Raw genomic sequence first — 16,256 nt, 5'->3', positions numbered from 1 at the left:
TTTTCAAGAACCGCTATATTCGATTTCATCCATCAGCCGCTCCGTCGCGGGGACTACGATCTCGTCCTCGACGCGAAAATGCTCGGCGATGATCATCAGCACCTGAAGCAGGCGGCATAGCGCGTCTTCGGGAGACGCGCCTTCCTCAGTCGCCTGCAAATAAGCCTCGTAAAACTGATCAACGATCCGACCGTCCTGCTCGAGGACGGCGACTGGACCCATCGGCCCCCCGCAAATGGCGGATTTGGCGATCGGATAGATCATCTTACGCTCCTTCGCCAAATGCTGCTGCCAATCCCGCATGAAAGGGAGGAAAGACTCCCGTACTTTGCGGTGATGGGTGCTCCAGTCGGGGTAAACGTAATTGCCCGGATTCCATTTCATTAAGCGGCACAATTCAAGCAGCCTGCCATGCAGCGTATCGTGCTCCTCTTTCCATTGGTCGTAGGTGAGATACAATTCGAGAAGCGGAGAATTCTGTTGCGTCATCGGGGTCTCGCCCTCCCTTTCGTTCCGGTCGGCGGGGCAAAATCTTGTTTCCCGCTTAGCCGGTTATGGTTTTGCCGTTTCTTTGGGTCAGCTTCGTCCAAGCTTTGCGGAGAATCGGGAGCAGGTAAACGTCAAGCCCGAAACGTCCGGCATTGGTGCCAGCCGTGAAGATGATTACGCCGAGCAGCAGCAGCCAAGGATTCGTGCTTACGGTTCCGGCAAAGAGGAACAGGAAGTTCAGCATCATTCCGAAAAATGCGGCCGTCAGCGTCAGTCCGCCGACGATGAGCCCGACGCCGATCAGGAATTCGCCGACCGGAATGAGGAAGTTAATCAGCTTAACATTCGGAAGAGCGAAGTGGTTAAGGAAGTACGTGTAGTTCGGGAACAGCACTTCCTGAGTCGCATGGTCCGCCACCGGTTTTCCGACCGCCCCTTTCAAGAAGCCCCCTGCATCGAATCCGCCCGTCAGTTTGTGCCAACCTGCATCCACCCATTTCCAACCTACGTAAATTCTTATCAAAGTTATCGCGACTGCCGCCCATACATTTTCTTTGAACCATCTCATAATCATTACGATCATCTCCATTTGGGAATTTGTTTTTGTTTTCCTTGCACCTTCAGTATGGAGGAGGATGAAATTCAAAAATGTGAGGTTTGTCACAATGAGAATAAATAACTTGTGAAAATAGGAACATATTATCTAGGAACCCTAATCTTCTCCGCCGCAAGAAACCAATACGCCATCCCAACGAAAGCTGCCCCGCCGACGATATTGCCCAGAGAGACCGGGATCAGATTGTTAACGAGTCCTTGCAAGGTTACGATATCCGGATGGGGTTCAAGCAACGCCAGCGTAAGGGTAGTCATATTGGCCACGCTATGCTCGAAACCCGAAGCGACGAAAGCGAGCAGGCACCAACCGATGAGCAGGATTTTAGCCGCTTCGTTGCGGACTCTAGCTGAACACCATAGCGCCAAGCATACGAGCCAATTGCACAGTACCCCTCGGTAAAACAGCTGTTCGAACGGAAGGTGCATTTTTTTCGCGGCGACGGCCATGAGTTGATGTTCAGGCGGGATTGCGGAAAATAACCCCGTCCGGCTCACGATCCAGGCGAAGATCGCCGCACCGAGGAAATTGCCGATCCAACACCAAAACCAGTTTTTGATTGCGTCTTTCCACGAGGTCGTTCCTGCGAACGTGCCTATCGTATACGTCATATGGTTGCCTGTGAACAGATCGGCTCCCCCGAAGACAACCAATAAGAGGGCGATGCCGAAAGAAGCGCCCATGCTCCATGACGTCCATGGAGAATGCACCGAATATAAGGGTGCGGAAACCGAAAACATGAGCACAACCGCCATCCCGACATAAGCCCCGGCAAGACCCGAGGACAACAAATATCGGGACAGGCTTGCGTCCAGCCTGCTTTTTTTATCCGCTGCGCTTTCGGTGAACTTTTCCAGCGTATCTCTATACATCCTCGGTTCTCACCTCTTTCAGAAGCCGTAACCGTTGGAGCGGTCGGTCAGCGACTGCATGATTTCCTCTTCCTCTTGGAATCGATTTTTCAGGAAAGCATAGGCCTGAAGCAAATACGACGCCATTTTACGAGCTTCCTCATGCGAGACGGGAATGACCGCCCGGTCCAAAGTATGCAAGAAGGCTTGGATATACTGCTCCGCAAGCTCATATTCCTGCTCCATCAACGCGAACATATCCGGCTCCGCTCCCAAGTACCAAGCGGCATAAGGGAATAGCTCGGATTCCTCCCATTTGGTATGGTCGCTCCACTCCTTCATGAAATGTTTGACGCTATCGTTCAGTTGACGGATTTCCCGGTTCAAGCGAATTTCATCCTCGTCGCTTCGGACCGTACACACTTGAGCGTATAGATCCTGAAGCTCTTCTTTAAGCAGATCGTGCTCTTGCTTGGCGCGGACAACGGCATTTTCCAGTAAAAAATGACGCGCATCGGCAGCGTGATACGCACCGGGAGTCGGGGCATGCGTTTTCATTGACAGCTCTCCTTTTATTGATTTTATGTGAATTTAATCACAAAGTGTGGTGAAAAAAACGTCCGCACACGGGAATTTCCAATCCGGTGACGGACGGTTGAATTCGGTATCGCATCCGTTATTCGACGATCAGTTTGCCGGTCATTTCAGCGTGACCTTTGCCGCAAATAATCGAGCAGGCAAATTTGAACTCGCCGGTTTGATCCGCAGTGAACGTAACCGTTTGATCCTTTTTAATTTCTTTATCGTAGCCTTCGATTTTGATCCCATGATTGCCTTGGCTGTTTTTCAATGTGATGCTGACCGTTTCGCCTTTCTTCACCTTGATTTCCTTCTGGTCAAACTCGAAGTTTTTTGCCTCGATCGTGATCGCTTTGGCAGCGCCCGCCGCTTGGCTCTCCACCGGCGAAGCCGCTGATTTTTCCTCTTTACTGTTGCCGCCTCCGCAGCCGGTTGCGATAAGCACAGCCGCAAGCACCACGCCGAACGTATAGATCCATTTGTTCATGTTGTCATCCTCCTTAAATTCGGTTACGGGTTTATCATAAGCATTGCCGCTTATCCAAACTGTGACATCCATCACATTGCCTGCGATTCCACAAAACGGACACAAAAAACCGGCTTTGCCATCTTCGGGAAGGAATGTGCCATCCTTATACGCCGTCATCGACCCTTCCGCCACTGTAATAGGGTGCGAAGGCCAAAAAACTGCCCTCATCACCTTAATCTGCAGCGTCGAGACTTCGCCAAGGCCAAAAAACTGCCCTCATCACCTTGATCTGCAGCGTCGAGACTTCGCCAAGGCCAAAAAACTGCCCTCATCACCTTGATCTGCAGCGTCGAGACTTCGCCAAGGCCATAAAACTGCCCAGGTGGCGATGCTGCTGATACGTCAAAAAAAGCCGCTCAGGTTTTAATCCCAAACGGCTGCAAAATAGCTTTCTTTTACTTAACTTTCTTAGCCGACTACTTTGCCGTAACCGGCACCTTCAGACTAATAACGGTGCCCTTTCCGGGCTCCGTTTGAACGCGCAGTTCTCCGGAAACGGCCCTCGCCCGTTCCTCCATGCTGAATAAACCGACGCCCCGGCCCGACTCGCCCCGGCTAAAGCCGATCCCCCGGTCTTCTACTACCGCTTCCAAATGAGCGCCTAGATCTCGTAGCGTCACTACGGCTTCGGACACGCCTGCGTATTTGCCGACGTTCGTGAGCGCTTCTTGAACGACGCGGTAAATCGTAGTTTCTACCAATAGGTTCGGCCGCGTACGGAGGTCGCAGTCGAAACGAATCCGGATGCCGTAATGGCGCTCGTAATTGTCGATATAGGTTCGCAGCGCCGGCACGACGCCCAAGTCGTCAAGAACGGAGGGACGAAGCTCCCAGGCGAGCCCGCGAACTTCCGCCATTAGCTGCGACACTTCCCGTCCGAGCATTTCCAGTCCTTTGTCGCCGCCTTCGGAGATCATACGGTCCAGCGTTATTTTCAAAGAAAATAGGCTTTGTCCGATCCCGTCGTGAAGATCTCGCGAGAAACGCCGGCGCTCCTCCTCCTGAATCTGCATCATCTGGGCCATCATCGACTGAAGCTGCGCTTCCGTGTTCTTCAATTGGGTCACTTCATGTCGGATCGCCAAATATTGATACGGCAACCCTTCGCCATCTACGAAAGGAACGATTGTCGTATCCACCCAATACTCCCCGCCGTGTTTGGTGCGGTTTTTGATTTCTCCCCGCCATACCCGGCCCGAAGAAATCGTCCCCCACAGGTCTCGCATAAACGTTTTACCGTGATAACCGGAATTAACGATACGATGATCCTGCCCGAGGAGCTCGTTGCGCGAAAACTCGGATATCTCGCAAAACTTGTCGTTAACATATTGGATAATGCCTTTATGATCCGTTACGGCGACGATTGAAGCTTCGTCCAGCGCGAATTTAACGTCGGCCAGTTGCTTGAGGGAACGATTAAGAAGCGCGCGAAACGCTGGATCGGCGATGTGCCCGTTCAGTTGTTCCAGTAAAGGCTGTACGTTTGCGGCGATATTCTCGGACGGATAGCGTTCCCGGTTATTCCGCTCACTCAAAGCTCAGCAATCCTTTCTTCATGGCGAATTTGACAAGATCAGGCCTCGTTCTCAATTCCAGCTTATCCATCAGGTTGCTCTTGTGGGATTCTACCGTCTTCACGCTGATGACGAGCATCTCGGCGATTTCCTTGTTGGAATATCCTTGAGCCACTTTGGCCAAAATTTCCTTCTCCCGATCGGACAATGACTCATACGTCCCGGCATGCTCGCCGTTCTTCATCTTATCCATGTAATCGCTCATCAGCCGTTTGGTCGCCGACGGGTGCAAGTAGGCATTTCCCGCCGCGATGTGGCGAATGGCCGTCAACAGTTCCTCATGCGGAGCGCTCTTCAAAATATATCCGGATGCTCCGGCGTGTATAGCCCGGAACAAATATTCTTCGTCATCGTGCATCGTAAGAATGAGTATCGCCGTGTCGGGCAGCAGCTTCTTGAGCTCGGCCGTCGCCGTCAATCCATCCTTGCCGTGAGGCATGCTGAGGTCCATAAGGATGACGTTCGGACGCAGCTCGTCGGCTTTGGACAACGCTTCATCCCCGTCAGCCGCTTCTCCAACGACGTCCATACCGTGTTTGCCGTGCAGCAACATGATTAGCCCCGACCGCACGATGGCATGATCGTCAACTACCAATATTCGAACCATCTATTCGCTCCTCTCGCCGTCAGCCCGTTTTTACACTCTTATTTTAACATACTAAACTAGGAAGACGGCGATTCGGCCGAGTTTGCGATAAGAAGCCGTGATATCCGCTCGCCCGCAAGCGACACGCACTTCCGCTCTTCGGGGCGATAGATGCGTTTCCTGCGGTCACCCGCCAGCAGCACGCCAATCACTAAATGGCCGTCAAATACGGGAACTGCATATGCGGATCGCAAATTTTCGGCGAGCAGAATCGGGTACTCATAGAGCTGACGGGACATGATGAGTTCTGCAACGTTCAGCGACATGGCTCGCCCGACCTTCACGACCGATCCGGTCAGTCCTCTGCCGGCCCGGTCCGTCATTTTCAGAAACCGTTCATTCTCGTTTCCCGATGCAAGCTTCCACTTAAGCGTACGTTCAGCACCTTCCAATAGCCCCAACGAGCAGAAATCGCTGCCGATCTCGGCCCGCAACCCATTCAATTGCTCCAACAACAAATCTGATTCCCGCCCGTTCATAGGGATCCCTCCTTCCACTCGCGCAAAGGTTGTTCTTTCAGTGTAACGGAACCCCTTCCAAAAGTAATTCGGGGAACTCCCTGAAAAAACAGTTAGGGAAAATCCTGATTTCACACTCCGCTGTGATATTTCTCCTATTAAATTAAGGGAATTCCCCCTGCGAAATTCAGGAAATTCCCCGATAACCTTCTCTTCGCGCAGGGGTTATGATGGACTCAACAGCGGAAAAGGGGTTGACGGACATGGCGATAAGCGAAGCGGCATTGAAGCAACGGCACGGTTCAGATACAGAAAAAAGAAACAATCCTCTTGGAATCAATAATTTTTTCTCGGAGGAGCAGTTTGCACGGCTTGAGGAACTGATGTATCCGAAGCGCGGAGAAGCGGGCAGCTACTTGTTCTGGGAAGGTGAGCCTACGGGCAAGCTGTACTATATCCGATCCGGCAAGGTGAAGCTGAGGAAATCTACAGCGGAGGGCAAAGATTTTATTTTGTCGATTTTGCAGGCGGGCGATATGCTTTGCGAGCCGGAGGACGGCATGCGGGCGGTTCATAGCTTCAGCGCCGAGGTGATGGAGGATGCGGAGCTAGGCGTTATTCAATGGAAAGACCTTGAAATATTGCTTTACCGTCACGGGGACTTCGCGGTTCGTTTCATGAACTGGATGGCGCTTATGCATCGGGTAACCGATTCGAAATTCCGCGACCTATTGCTTTTCGGCAAACCGGGGGCCCTTGCTTCTACGCTTATCCGACTAGCAAATTCGTACGGCGTCGCATGCACGGACGGCATACGGATCGGCCTCAAGCTTACTCATTCAGAATTAGCCGATATTATCGGAACATCCCGGGAAAGCGTCAACCGGATGCTGAACGGCCTCAAAGACGAAGGTACGATTGATGTGCGCAAAGGCCGAATTATCATCTTGAGCTTGGAAGCGCTAAGGCAAATATGCCATTGTCCCGTTTGCCCGAGTTGTCCGAAGGAAGTATGCCGGATTTGATGGGCAGCTCCCTACGCAATTAACCCCGCAGCTTAGCAACTGCGGGGTCTAGAAATCGCGGATGTGGGTAAGCTTCGAATCATTCGAATTCCAAACAAATGGCAACAACAGAATAAGCAGCTACTTCGAATGCAACAGAGTTGCCGCTAATTTGAATTGGCTGCAGCAAGAACAAGAAGTTACCGCTGCGTTCGCATTTTCACCGCAAATCGCTCTTTGCATCGATAAGGCGGCAAACAGACTTGGGAAGAGGATTCCCGAAGATCTTGCGATTATCTGCTTTGATAATCCGCAAATTAGAGATGTGGAGAACGATTACTTCACTTGGATCGAACAAAACTTTGAACGTATGGGGACTGAGGCTGCTCAACTTTTATTGAATACCATCCGCAATCCTTCCACATTAGAACAAATCGTGATTCCCGTATCTCTTCATGAAGGAAAAACCACCTCCATTCGAGCGAGCTTGGAAATTTGAAGAGCGTAGCCATTTGCCTGGTTCTAAACAGATTCAAAAACCGGGATACATAATATTGAGTCGAGTAATAAAGGAAAAAACCGCCAAAGAAGCAGGCGGTTAATGAATGCATATCCCCTATGGCTCAACACAATGAAGACCCGTTTTAGCTTTTCGTCGGTTTGATTGTCAGCACTCCCATTTTCGTATCCACTAAATAAAGAGTCCCTCTCTCATCAACTGCGATGTTATGTATTGAACTCTTGTTTTTGACAATCAAAACGAATCGCTCATTGCCCGCAGGGTCAAGAGAGAATACGCTGCCCCCGTTATCCGAAATATATACATTGCCTTTGGGATCGCTTAGTAAGGAGTTTACCGTATAATAACCGTTCAGGCGCAGCGGATATTCCCATATCGCTTTGCCTGCACTATCGATCTGGGTAATTCCACGTTTGGATTCCACATAATATCGTCCTTTGCCCGCTTTGGTCATCACAAGATCGAGTTGAGCTGCAGTCGGCTTGTTTACTTTGGTCAGATTCCCGCTCTTCAAGTCCAGAATTTCGACACGTGCAGTCGGATTGCCGAATGCACGGACCCACTGGCCTGTTTTCTGAATATAACCGGAAGCGCTCCAATCCTTCGGCGTTCCGTCAAGCGCCTTTTGCCACAATATTTCACCCGTATTGCTCAAGTAGTAAGCGTAATTCAAATCGGTTAGCACGAGTACATTGTTCTGAGAATCGACGATCAATTCCGCGATATTGGTTTCATGTCTTGTAAATGTATAATCTCCGACCAATGAAGTAACGACTTTCCAATCCACCACGTCTGAATTGATCCAGTTCAACGAACCGTTTGGAGACAGAGAAACGATGCTCCCGCTTGCAATCGTAATCAGGTTGTCATTCGAATCCATGGCAGCCGCAGAGATAAAATCCGGAAATATATACCGATCATGCGGAAGGAAATAATAGGATTTGACATTGCCGCGGCGGTCAATCAGATCCACCCTGGCATCGAGCGTGTCATCTGTAATATCCTTGCGAATCGTGTAGATGGTACCGTTTGCTGACTGTCCCCACCTATTCAGAAAGATCAAGTCGGAATCATTATAGTAATGCTCCCATAGTTCACTGCCATCCGATTTGGACACAGCTTTTGTAAAATTGCTGTCCAGAAGCAGCAAACGATCCCCATCCAGTTTAAACTGCCAAGAATCGGTAATTGCTGCACTCCAATCGACTTCAAAATTTTTGTGGCCTCGAAGCTGTATTTTCTGTCCGCTGTCGTTTACGTAGGGCAACTGCAGGTAGTCGTTTGCAGGAAGCAGCTTTACCTTCGCCGTTGCGGCAGCCATTGCTTGCACTCCGGTACTACTAAAAAGAAAGATGAGTCCCGCAATTAAGCAGATCAATTTCCGTTGCATCTAAAATCCCCTCTTCATACGTCGGTATGTAATAGATTTGTGTCATACTGACCCATTTTACTATAATGAGGTAAAATTTTCCACAATGGAGAATCTACAGATGGGCCGAAATTTGTCAATTGCAGGCTCACGGAAAGGTTCCTATTCGTACTATTTAATTGCGTTTTTCTACAACAAAAAACCTCGGAACACCCGGAATGGGGTCTGCCAAGGTTTAACGATTCAAGCCTCATTACTTTCTATCGGCTGCGCAAGCCATTGCTTAGGATCGGACGGATCCAACGGAAGTAAAATAGAAAACCGACAACGAGCACCGCAGCTGTTAGCAGAGAAATCGCCAGAAACGATTCTCTTCTGCTAAACGGCACAATGTTCAGGTCAAAGTTCATAAGTATGCTCCTTTGCGATACGGGATGCGCTTTCATTGTACCGAAAGGAGCCAAACGAAAAAACCGACGGTTGTTCTCGCCGGTTCGCGTTTCTGTCCTGCATATGCATCTGTTCCTGCAACGGGTGTCTTTTTGTTTGATAAAAATCGTCCGAATGTTAGATTACGAATTTCCGATCAATCGCATTAATAAACAAGAATACATCGAATACAGGTTGTACAGCATCTTCATGTTCGCCGACTAGCCTTTTTAAATTCCCCCATAATTCCAAAGACTTCTCATTATCGCCAAGAGCTCTTGCTTCAAATATAGCCGCAAGATGAACACAAATTTCCGCATGAAACCATAAATACTGCCACGATTGTGTTCTGTATTCATTTTCAATTCTTAGATTTTTTTCAATAGTGGACCTGAATTCTTCGATTACTTTGTATATTTTTCCAAACTGCATTGCGCTATCAATATTGACTTGCGGTTTCTCTCCCCTTAAATATACAGGATCAAACAGCTCGGAAAGCTTAGCCAGATAGACTCGGCATTTCTCGCCATCTTGACCGAATGCACTGCTAAAATAGTCCTTAGCAATGCTTTCGAAACAAAGCTGATCATTCCATAAAGTCTGTCCCAACACATATATGCCTAAGCCGGTTGGAAAAAAGGACCTCTGCGTCTGACAACTGATGAACCCATTAAGCCCTATCGTTTTCAAATTCTTGATATCGCGGCTTAGCAATTCGGCAATCTTGTAATACCCCGGATCGTTATAATGGTCCAGCATAAAATGATAATCAAAATCGAAGCTATCTCCCTTAAACTTCTGTTGCCACGCTTTTAGGAATGACAAATTTTCTTCTATGCCAGTCGGAAATATCAATTCATTCCGCTTAAACTCTGGCAGTTCTAGCTGAGCAGCTTCACTAAAAAATTCTTTGCTATATGTCCTTGAGCTCGGTGCAAACATCATAATAAAACGCTCTGGATTAAAAAACCTCTCCACTTGTGGAGGCCATAGTAAATCTATATAGATCAAGAAAACAATCCTCGTCTTTAGATTCTTTAAATTAAGCTGCTCATCTAACTCGTTAAGCATTTTCACATAAAAATCGGCAGGATTGGCTGTTCTGCACGGCTCACATTCACAATGATTATTGCCGTCATCGCCAAGCCATACATGCAACAGATCAATACCCTTATTTTCCTGAAGATATTGTACGATATTATCTACCATTAATCGCCTTACTCGCTGATTTGAATAACACAAGTTCGTATTGATGGGCACGCCATTCCAAAATTCTCGTTTTCCCTTTATTTCTGCAATGTAGGATTTATACTCGTCCGATAGATTGTATTCCTCTTTGCCCCAACCTAACCCAGGGATGCCCAACGGTTCACATGTCCATCCATGACCGACGGCATGATAGATTAAACCTCTTTTGTTGATTTCTTGTTCCAACTGGCGCGTATATGCTCTTGCTTGCTCTATGGTGAAAGCTTCAGGTTCTTTATGGGGATTGTTCTCATGAGAATACCAACGCTCAAAGAAAGTATGCGCTTCTCTGAACTGGATGAAATAACTGTTAAATCCTACCTTTGGCGACCATGCGATAATATCCGAGACATTTTCGTAGCTCACGGCACCCTCAATACATAACCCGCGATGCCTGTATGAAGCCTTTTCGTCTACATTAACCTGCATATCCGCTAGATTGTTTTTAGGTATATATTCACCGCTCATATCGGGCCTTATCCATCTACAGCCTAGCTCGGTTAGAAATCGATAAACCCCAAGCAAGACGCTTCTATGATTTACACCGGCTATAATGCCCAGTCCTTTTTCTACATGAATAGAATAGGCATCATCATATTGAGGATTATCTAAAGGGAACGCGCAGGTTAACCCCATCTCTTCATATAACCCAACCCATAAACATCCGAGAAGCGACGAATCATACTTTGCTTTCTGTTTTACATCTACAACATTTTCTCTCTCTACGATAAGCCGTAAATACTTTGCCAATTCCTCTGCGGCAAAATCAATCGTAATATTCCCCTCTGTTTTGCAGATGGTTATGGAGCTTATATGTTTATCATGCATAGTAACTACCTATTCTAATATAATCGATACTAAAGCTTCCGCTTGATGCTCCCTGCTCCGGATCAATACGCAGCTGCGATAGGGTTCCCGTCCAACCCGGTACGGACGACATATCAATGGTATATACCGTGTAATTTGGATCATTTACAGTAAGTCCAAAGCTAATGCTTTTTGCATCGTTCCAAACGCCATCTGTAGTTGTAGTAAAGTAAATCTGTCCCACATTACTGCTTGAAGTATTTTTCATGCGGATGGTTATCGTTTTATTGCTGCTAATAGGAGTGTTCACTCCAATTGAAGAAACGATATAGGGATCTGGTCCTGTGATCGTTCCATTAACAGCAGTTCCGCTTTGCGCAAAACCGGAAATATTGTTTTGAGCTGTCCATCCTTCAAGGTTGCCAGGAGCATTGAATTCCCATGCCGAATAATAGTTTTTATTATTAGACATGCTGACAGTGCTGGAATGCGCATTTACAAACCCGATTCCAGCCATGGCATAGTATTCATTATTGATTATACTGCCATTGTCATTCCCGTTTGGAGTATAGAAGTAGATTTCATAGCCTGATGGATTACCGCCATTCTGATTATTGTATTGAAATCTATTGCCATCTAACACAACGCGGTTGCTGACAAATCCTGAATTCCCATAGAACAAAGCGCCAACCGCTGCATTGTGGTGGATATAGTTATTTAGGAAAGTAACATCATAACATCTCAATTCAAAATCAATACCATCTCCATCAGGATCGGTGCCTTGTCGTTGCTGATAGGCAAACTCACTATTTTTAACTGTATAGTTCTTTATGTTTCCAATCATGATCGCTGCCGATCCAACCGTAATTTGTTGTTGACCATTAAACAAGAACGTACAATTATCCATGTACCCGCCATCTACTTCCGCGATAACAATACCGTATATTGCATTGTTGTTACTTACACTATTGGTTATCACCACATTTTTTTTCATCCAGTAAACATTGGCAGGCTCAGGGCTAACCAAAACCTGTCCAACACTACCCAGCAGCGCTCCACCACCGTTAGAAATACAGTTTGTGATCGTAATATTCTGGATCATCGTGTAATCTGCTCTTCCTGCCGTTTTTACATCGCCGCCAATCGCTATAGCGGAGGAATACTGATAGAAGATGCCTGATGCAGGTGGATGAAGCTGATCGATTCCATAGATGTCATGAAAATAGACATTCTCTACCCAGATATAATCATGTCCATAGGAATCATCATAGAAAAAGGTTATCCCCACGCCTGCATTACCGATATCTAAATTGGTTACTTTCCAACCGCCCACATTCGTAAACACGATGCATTTGTCTAGCGGTTGCATGTTACGATTAATTTTCGGTTTGTTGCCGCTCCCGTAAGAAGAAAGAAGAATAGGGTTGGCAGCTGTACCGGAGCTGTTGCTTATACTAAGCTGTTCATTCCACGAATCCCCGGATTTCAGCAGGATCTGATCTCCAGGCATATAGGATTTTGAGCCTACATTAGCTAGAGTCTTCCAAGGTGTACTGGGGCTTGTTCCGTTATTGCTGTCACTGCCGCTTGAAGAACTCACATAGTAGACCGTTCCGCTTGCATACGCCGTACTTGCACTAAATAAAGTTGAAACACTTAAAACCGCGGTTAAACTCAGCACAAAGCTAAACATCATGGCTAATGCTAATACAGAGCTTAATATTTTTTTCATCATCCTTTGACAGCCCCCTCTGTTACTGCGCTAATAAACGAACGTTGTGCGATAAGAAAAATGAGAATAAGCGGCATCGTCAGGAAGAACATGCCCGCATATACAGTGCCGAACCCCACGCTGTAGGCATTCGAGGCAAGCCTTGCCATGGCCACCGGAAGCGTGAATAGCTTGTTGCTGTTCAGGGCTACTTGCGCCCAAACGAATTCATTCCATATCCCAGGATAAGAGAGAATGCAGATGGTTCCAATCATGGGAAGCGCTAAGGGCATCATAACTGTGAATAGCATTCGGTATTCACCGCATCCGTCTATCGAGGCGGCATCCATCATATCTTTCGGAACCGATTCGAACACATTCTTAAGAAGAATGACCGGTAAAATAATTCCTCCGCTTATATAAGGGAGAAGGAGTCCAGCGTAAGAATCAAGCAAATGAAGCTTGCTGCTGAGAACGTATACGGGAACGATGAGCAACGAGCCCGGAACTAACATCGTGCCAAGCAGTATCGCGTAATGAATCCTATTGCCGAAAAAAGGGATTCGCGCTAATGCATAAGCACCCATCAAGGCGAAACCTATAACAGCCGCTAGGGAAACTATAGTAATCAGAATGCTGTTTAATGTGTATTGATTGAACTCGTAAGTGGTCCAAAGCTTAATGAAATGTTCTCCCGTCCAACCGGAAGGGGGGGTAAAGGGGTGGGCCAAAATTTCATTTTCCGGCTTGAAGGATTGGAAGAGCAGATTGATGAGCGGAAACAGCGATATGCCGGAATAAATAATGAGCACTGCGAACATAAGAGGTCGCGAGAGCAGCTTCATATAACCGTACCTCCTATAATTCATGGACGTGGCGGGTGACTCTAGATAAGACTCCAATGCTTATCAATGCTAATAGCAAAAGCACAAGAAGCGATACCGCGCTGGAATATCCGTAATGGTTTAGATTAAAAGCCTGTTGATAAGCGTAAAGACCAAGGACCATCGTTTTCCCCGCGGGTCCTCCATTGGTGAAAAGAAGCACGAAATCGTAAATTTTGAAGCTTTCCGCGATCGATAATACCGTCAACAGAAGCACGGCCGGTAATACTAAAGGAAAAATAATCGTCCTTATTATTCTGAACGATGACGCCCCATCGATTCTTGCGCATTCCAGAAGATCCTTAGGGATTCGAAGCATATAAGAAAATAGGATCAGCATGGTGAGAGGCATAGATACCCAGATTAAGACAACGATCATGGCATTCATGGCGGTTGCAGGCTCATTCAGCCAGTAATGCGTTAACCCATTCAGGCCAATCGATTTGAGCAGATTGTTTAACAGTCCAAAGTTCCCCTCGTAAATCAGCTTCCACAGCGCTGCGGATACAACGACAGGAACGATCGCGGGTAAGTAAAGTAAAATCTGAAAAAACTTCCATCCCATAGTCTTCCTATATAGAAAAACAGCAAATACAAAGCCGATTCCGATTTTGAAAATGGTCACCGTTGCTGCCAAGTAAACCGTTTTCCATAGTGCCGAATGAAAATCCTCCGATAGAAGTGCCTTCGAGAAATTGCCCAGTCCGACGAAAGGGGAAGAAAATAAGCTTCCGAAACCGCTATAATCATATAAACTATAGGCAAACGTTTGCAACAGCGGATAGACTACAAACAAATAGAAGACGATGAGCATGGGGCCAGCCATGCTGTAAGCTATCAACTGCCGCTTCCAATTTATTGCCTTCATAACTTTTCACTCCTTGTATGCTAAGGCAAGGGACGGTTAGACCGTCCCTTGTGTAACCAGTTGTGATATCAGATTATTTCTTGTTCTTAGGATTGTTAGCGTCCACATCCCATAGCTTCGCGTATTTGGTCATGAAGTCATCGACATTATGTTCGAAAACCAATGTCGGCAACAGCTCGTTATTGATTTTGGCTGTAGCATCCGCGCTGAATGGGACGGTTACCGGACTTGCAAATCCATTTTCATAGGCTTTGGCATAGGCACTCATGATCGTGTCGTCCGCTGGAGGTACATATCCCTCAACGGAAGGAACAACCTTCTGACTTGCCAGTAATTGAAATACCGTGGTCGAGGTCATAAATTTCGCGAACTTGACGGCAGCTTCTTGATTGGCCGTCTTGGCGCTAATGGACAGGTTGTTCGGAGCTCCCCCAAGCGAACGGGCAGGGAGGCCTTTCAAACCTGGCAGCGGGAAGGCGCCAAGAGTAACGTCTTTCGGCTTGTTCTCTACCAGATAAGTCACGAAATTCTCAGGCACGATATAGATTTGGGCGGCCTTCTGTTGAACGAACAGTTGCTGCGAATCTTCGATGGTTGCGGAAGCCATGCCCTCGTCGAAATGTTTTCTTGAAATCATATCGCTATAAGCACTTACCGCTTCCTTTACATATGGAGCATCCGCGTTCTTAAACGTGCCGTTCAGGAACGGATTGTCGGTGGAAGAATAATCTCGTCCGGTTTGATCTAAGAACGAACTGAAGAACCAATCGCCCCAAATTTTGCCCGCGACCGAGATCGGAATATAACCCGCGGTCCGAAGCTTGTCGTTATTGCTAAGAAACTCCTGAAAATCTTTCGGCTCTTGAATGCCCACTTTCTCATAAATGTTCTTATTGTAGACCATAGCGATGGAAATGGCTCCGAAGGGCAGCGACCAGAAGTGGTTGTTCTTCGGCTTCATGTCCTCTGGCATATTAACCATGTCGTTATTCAAGCTATCGGTGATTTGCTGCATCAGCGTCTTGGACTGAGTATCTCCCCAGCTCTTATCCGTATCGTAAGCTGGCGTTTTCAGGTATTCGTTCAGATCGAGCAGTTGTCCTTGTTTGACCAGAAAAGGAACTTTGTCCGACGGAGCGAATACATCCGGCAGATCATTCGTTGCAGCCAGCGCTTGCAGCTTATTGGCATAAGTGTCGCCTGGAGCGATATACATATTTTCAACTTCGATGTCCGGGTTCTGCTTCTCGAACTCCGCTATGATTTTGTCGTCCACATAAGCCCACCAATGCATGAATTTCAGCTTCACTTTGGGTTTGTCGGCCGTATCCTTCTCATTGGAACTGGATGCCGCAGGCGAATTCGTTTGGGCATCGGTTCCGGGTTGCGAACTGGAGTTGTTGTTCTTGGATGTTCCGCAGCCTGCAACAGCTGCAAGCAAGCAAAGGATAAGGAGGCTTAAGGTTAACGTACTGTATAATTTCTTCTGTTTCATCTCAATGTTGTCCCCCTCGGAGTTAGTTGTTGTTGCCGGTTAGCGGGGTTATTCGTCTCTAGAAAAGGAATCGCCCTCGAAATCATTTTATTCTGCTGGAAACCATTAAACAATCAACGGTTTTTGGGTTTGATGAATCGATTTTCAGAAGTCTTCCCGTATCCAAAAAATGATTCATATAA

Annotated in this window: 17 protein-coding genes; 2 read left to right on the top strand and 15 right to left on the bottom strand. The window is 47.3% G+C overall.

The window, feature by feature from the left end; translation table 11 throughout:
* Nucleotides 1–3: 3 nt before the first annotated feature.
* The 8 genes from K7P76_RS02540 to K7P76_RS02505 form a co-directional block, all read right to left on the bottom strand.
* Complete coding sequence (locus K7P76_RS02540) at nt 4–489, bottom strand: hemerythrin domain-containing protein (RefSeq protein WP_232182814.1); 486 nt, start codon at nt 487–489, stop codon at nt 4–6.
* A gap of 55 nt (nt 490–544) precedes the next feature.
* On the bottom strand, nt 545–1,063 hold the full coding sequence (locus K7P76_RS02535; protein ID WP_232182812.1) for a DoxX family membrane protein: 519 nt from the start codon (nt 1,061–1,063) through the stop codon (nt 545–547).
* A gap of 125 nt (nt 1,064–1,188) precedes the next feature.
* Nucleotides 1,189–1,974, bottom strand: a complete 786-nt coding sequence (locus K7P76_RS02530; RefSeq protein ID WP_232182810.1) for a formate/nitrite transporter family protein — start codon at nt 1,972–1,974, stop codon at nt 1,189–1,191.
* An 18-nt stretch (nt 1,975–1,992) separates the two neighbouring features.
* Nucleotides 1,993–2,511: a hemerythrin domain-containing protein gene (locus tag K7P76_RS02525; RefSeq protein WP_232182808.1), complete on the bottom strand. Its 519-nt coding sequence runs from the start codon at nt 2,509–2,511 to the stop codon at nt 1,993–1,995.
* A 118-nt stretch (nt 2,512–2,629) separates the two neighbouring features.
* Entirely contained in the window at nt 2,630–3,178 is a 549-nt protein-coding gene (locus K7P76_RS02520; RefSeq protein ID WP_232182807.1) for a cupredoxin domain-containing protein, read from the bottom strand.
* Nucleotides 3,179–3,477: 299 nt separating this feature from the next.
* The gene (locus tag K7P76_RS02515; RefSeq protein ID WP_373692322.1) at nt 3,478–4,596 is read right to left on the bottom strand and encodes a PAS domain S-box protein; all 1,119 of its coding nucleotides are present in this window, start codon (nt 4,594–4,596) and stop codon (nt 3,478–3,480) included.
* A complete protein-coding gene (locus tag K7P76_RS02510; RefSeq protein ID WP_232182805.1) occupies nt 4,589–5,242 on the bottom strand; it encodes a response regulator transcription factor in 654 nt (217 codons plus the stop codon). The genes K7P76_RS02515 and K7P76_RS02510 overlap by 8 nt, the downstream gene beginning before the upstream one ends.
* 56 nt (nt 5,243–5,298) lie before the next feature.
* On the bottom strand, nt 5,299–5,760 hold the full coding sequence (locus tag K7P76_RS02505; protein WP_232182803.1) for a GAF domain-containing protein: 462 nt from the start codon (nt 5,758–5,760) through the stop codon (nt 5,299–5,301).
* A gap of 242 nt (nt 5,761–6,002) precedes the next feature.
* On the opposite strand from K7P76_RS02505, the gene K7P76_RS02500 reads away from it, so the two are divergent.
* The gene (locus K7P76_RS02500; protein ID WP_232182793.1) at nt 6,003–6,764 is read left to right on the top strand and encodes a Crp/Fnr family transcriptional regulator; all 762 of its coding nucleotides are present in this window, start codon (nt 6,003–6,005) and stop codon (nt 6,762–6,764) included.
* Between the two features lie 151 nt (nt 6,765–6,915).
* On the top strand, nt 6,916–7,242 hold the full coding sequence (locus K7P76_RS02495; RefSeq protein ID WP_232182791.1) for a substrate-binding domain-containing protein: 327 nt from the start codon (nt 6,916–6,918) through the stop codon (nt 7,240–7,242).
* A 145-nt stretch (nt 7,243–7,387) separates the two neighbouring features.
* On the opposite strand, the gene K7P76_RS02490 is transcribed toward K7P76_RS02495, so the two are convergent.
* The 7 genes from K7P76_RS02490 to K7P76_RS02460 all read right to left on the bottom strand — a co-directional run bounded on the left by K7P76_RS02490 (nt 7,388) and on the right by K7P76_RS02460 (nt 16,074).
* Nucleotides 7,388–8,653, bottom strand: coding sequence for an NHL repeat-containing protein (locus tag K7P76_RS02490; RefSeq protein ID WP_232182782.1), 1,266 nt, complete (start codon nt 8,651–8,653; stop codon nt 7,388–7,390).
* A 239-nt stretch (nt 8,654–8,892) separates the two neighbouring features.
* Nucleotides 8,893–9,042 (bottom strand): hypothetical protein, encoded by a 150-nt coding sequence (locus K7P76_RS02485; RefSeq protein ID WP_232182780.1) that lies wholly within the window; start codon nt 9,040–9,042, stop codon nt 8,893–8,895.
* 157 nt (nt 9,043–9,199) lie between these two features.
* Complete coding sequence (locus K7P76_RS02480; RefSeq protein WP_232182778.1) at nt 9,200–11,137, bottom strand: DUF4838 domain-containing protein; 1,938 nt, start codon at nt 11,135–11,137, stop codon at nt 9,200–9,202.
* Nucleotides 11,130–12,851, bottom strand: coding sequence for a right-handed parallel beta-helix repeat-containing protein (locus K7P76_RS02475; RefSeq protein WP_232182776.1), 1,722 nt, complete (start codon nt 12,849–12,851; stop codon nt 11,130–11,132). The genes K7P76_RS02480 and K7P76_RS02475 overlap by 8 nt, the downstream gene beginning before the upstream one ends.
* Entirely contained in the window at nt 12,848–13,672 is an 825-nt protein-coding gene (locus K7P76_RS02470; protein WP_232182775.1) for a carbohydrate ABC transporter permease, read from the bottom strand. Before K7P76_RS02470 ends, K7P76_RS02475 begins: the two co-directional genes overlap by 4 nt.
* Nucleotides 13,673–13,685: 13 nt before the next feature.
* Nucleotides 13,686–14,579, bottom strand: a complete 894-nt coding sequence (locus tag K7P76_RS02465; protein ID WP_232182773.1) for a carbohydrate ABC transporter permease — start codon at nt 14,577–14,579, stop codon at nt 13,686–13,688.
* 73 nt (nt 14,580–14,652) lie between these two features.
* Entirely contained in the window at nt 14,653–16,074 is a 1,422-nt protein-coding gene (locus K7P76_RS02460; protein ID WP_232182770.1) for an ABC transporter substrate-binding protein, read from the bottom strand.
* Between the last annotated feature and the right edge of the window lie 182 nt (nt 16,075–16,256).

The organism is Cohnella silvisoli (assembly GCF_021190915.1).
GTDB classification, from domain to species: Bacteria; Bacillota; Bacilli; order Paenibacillales; family Paenibacillaceae; genus Cohnella; species Cohnella silvisoli.
This window is presented reverse-complemented; position numbering and strand designations above follow the sequence as displayed.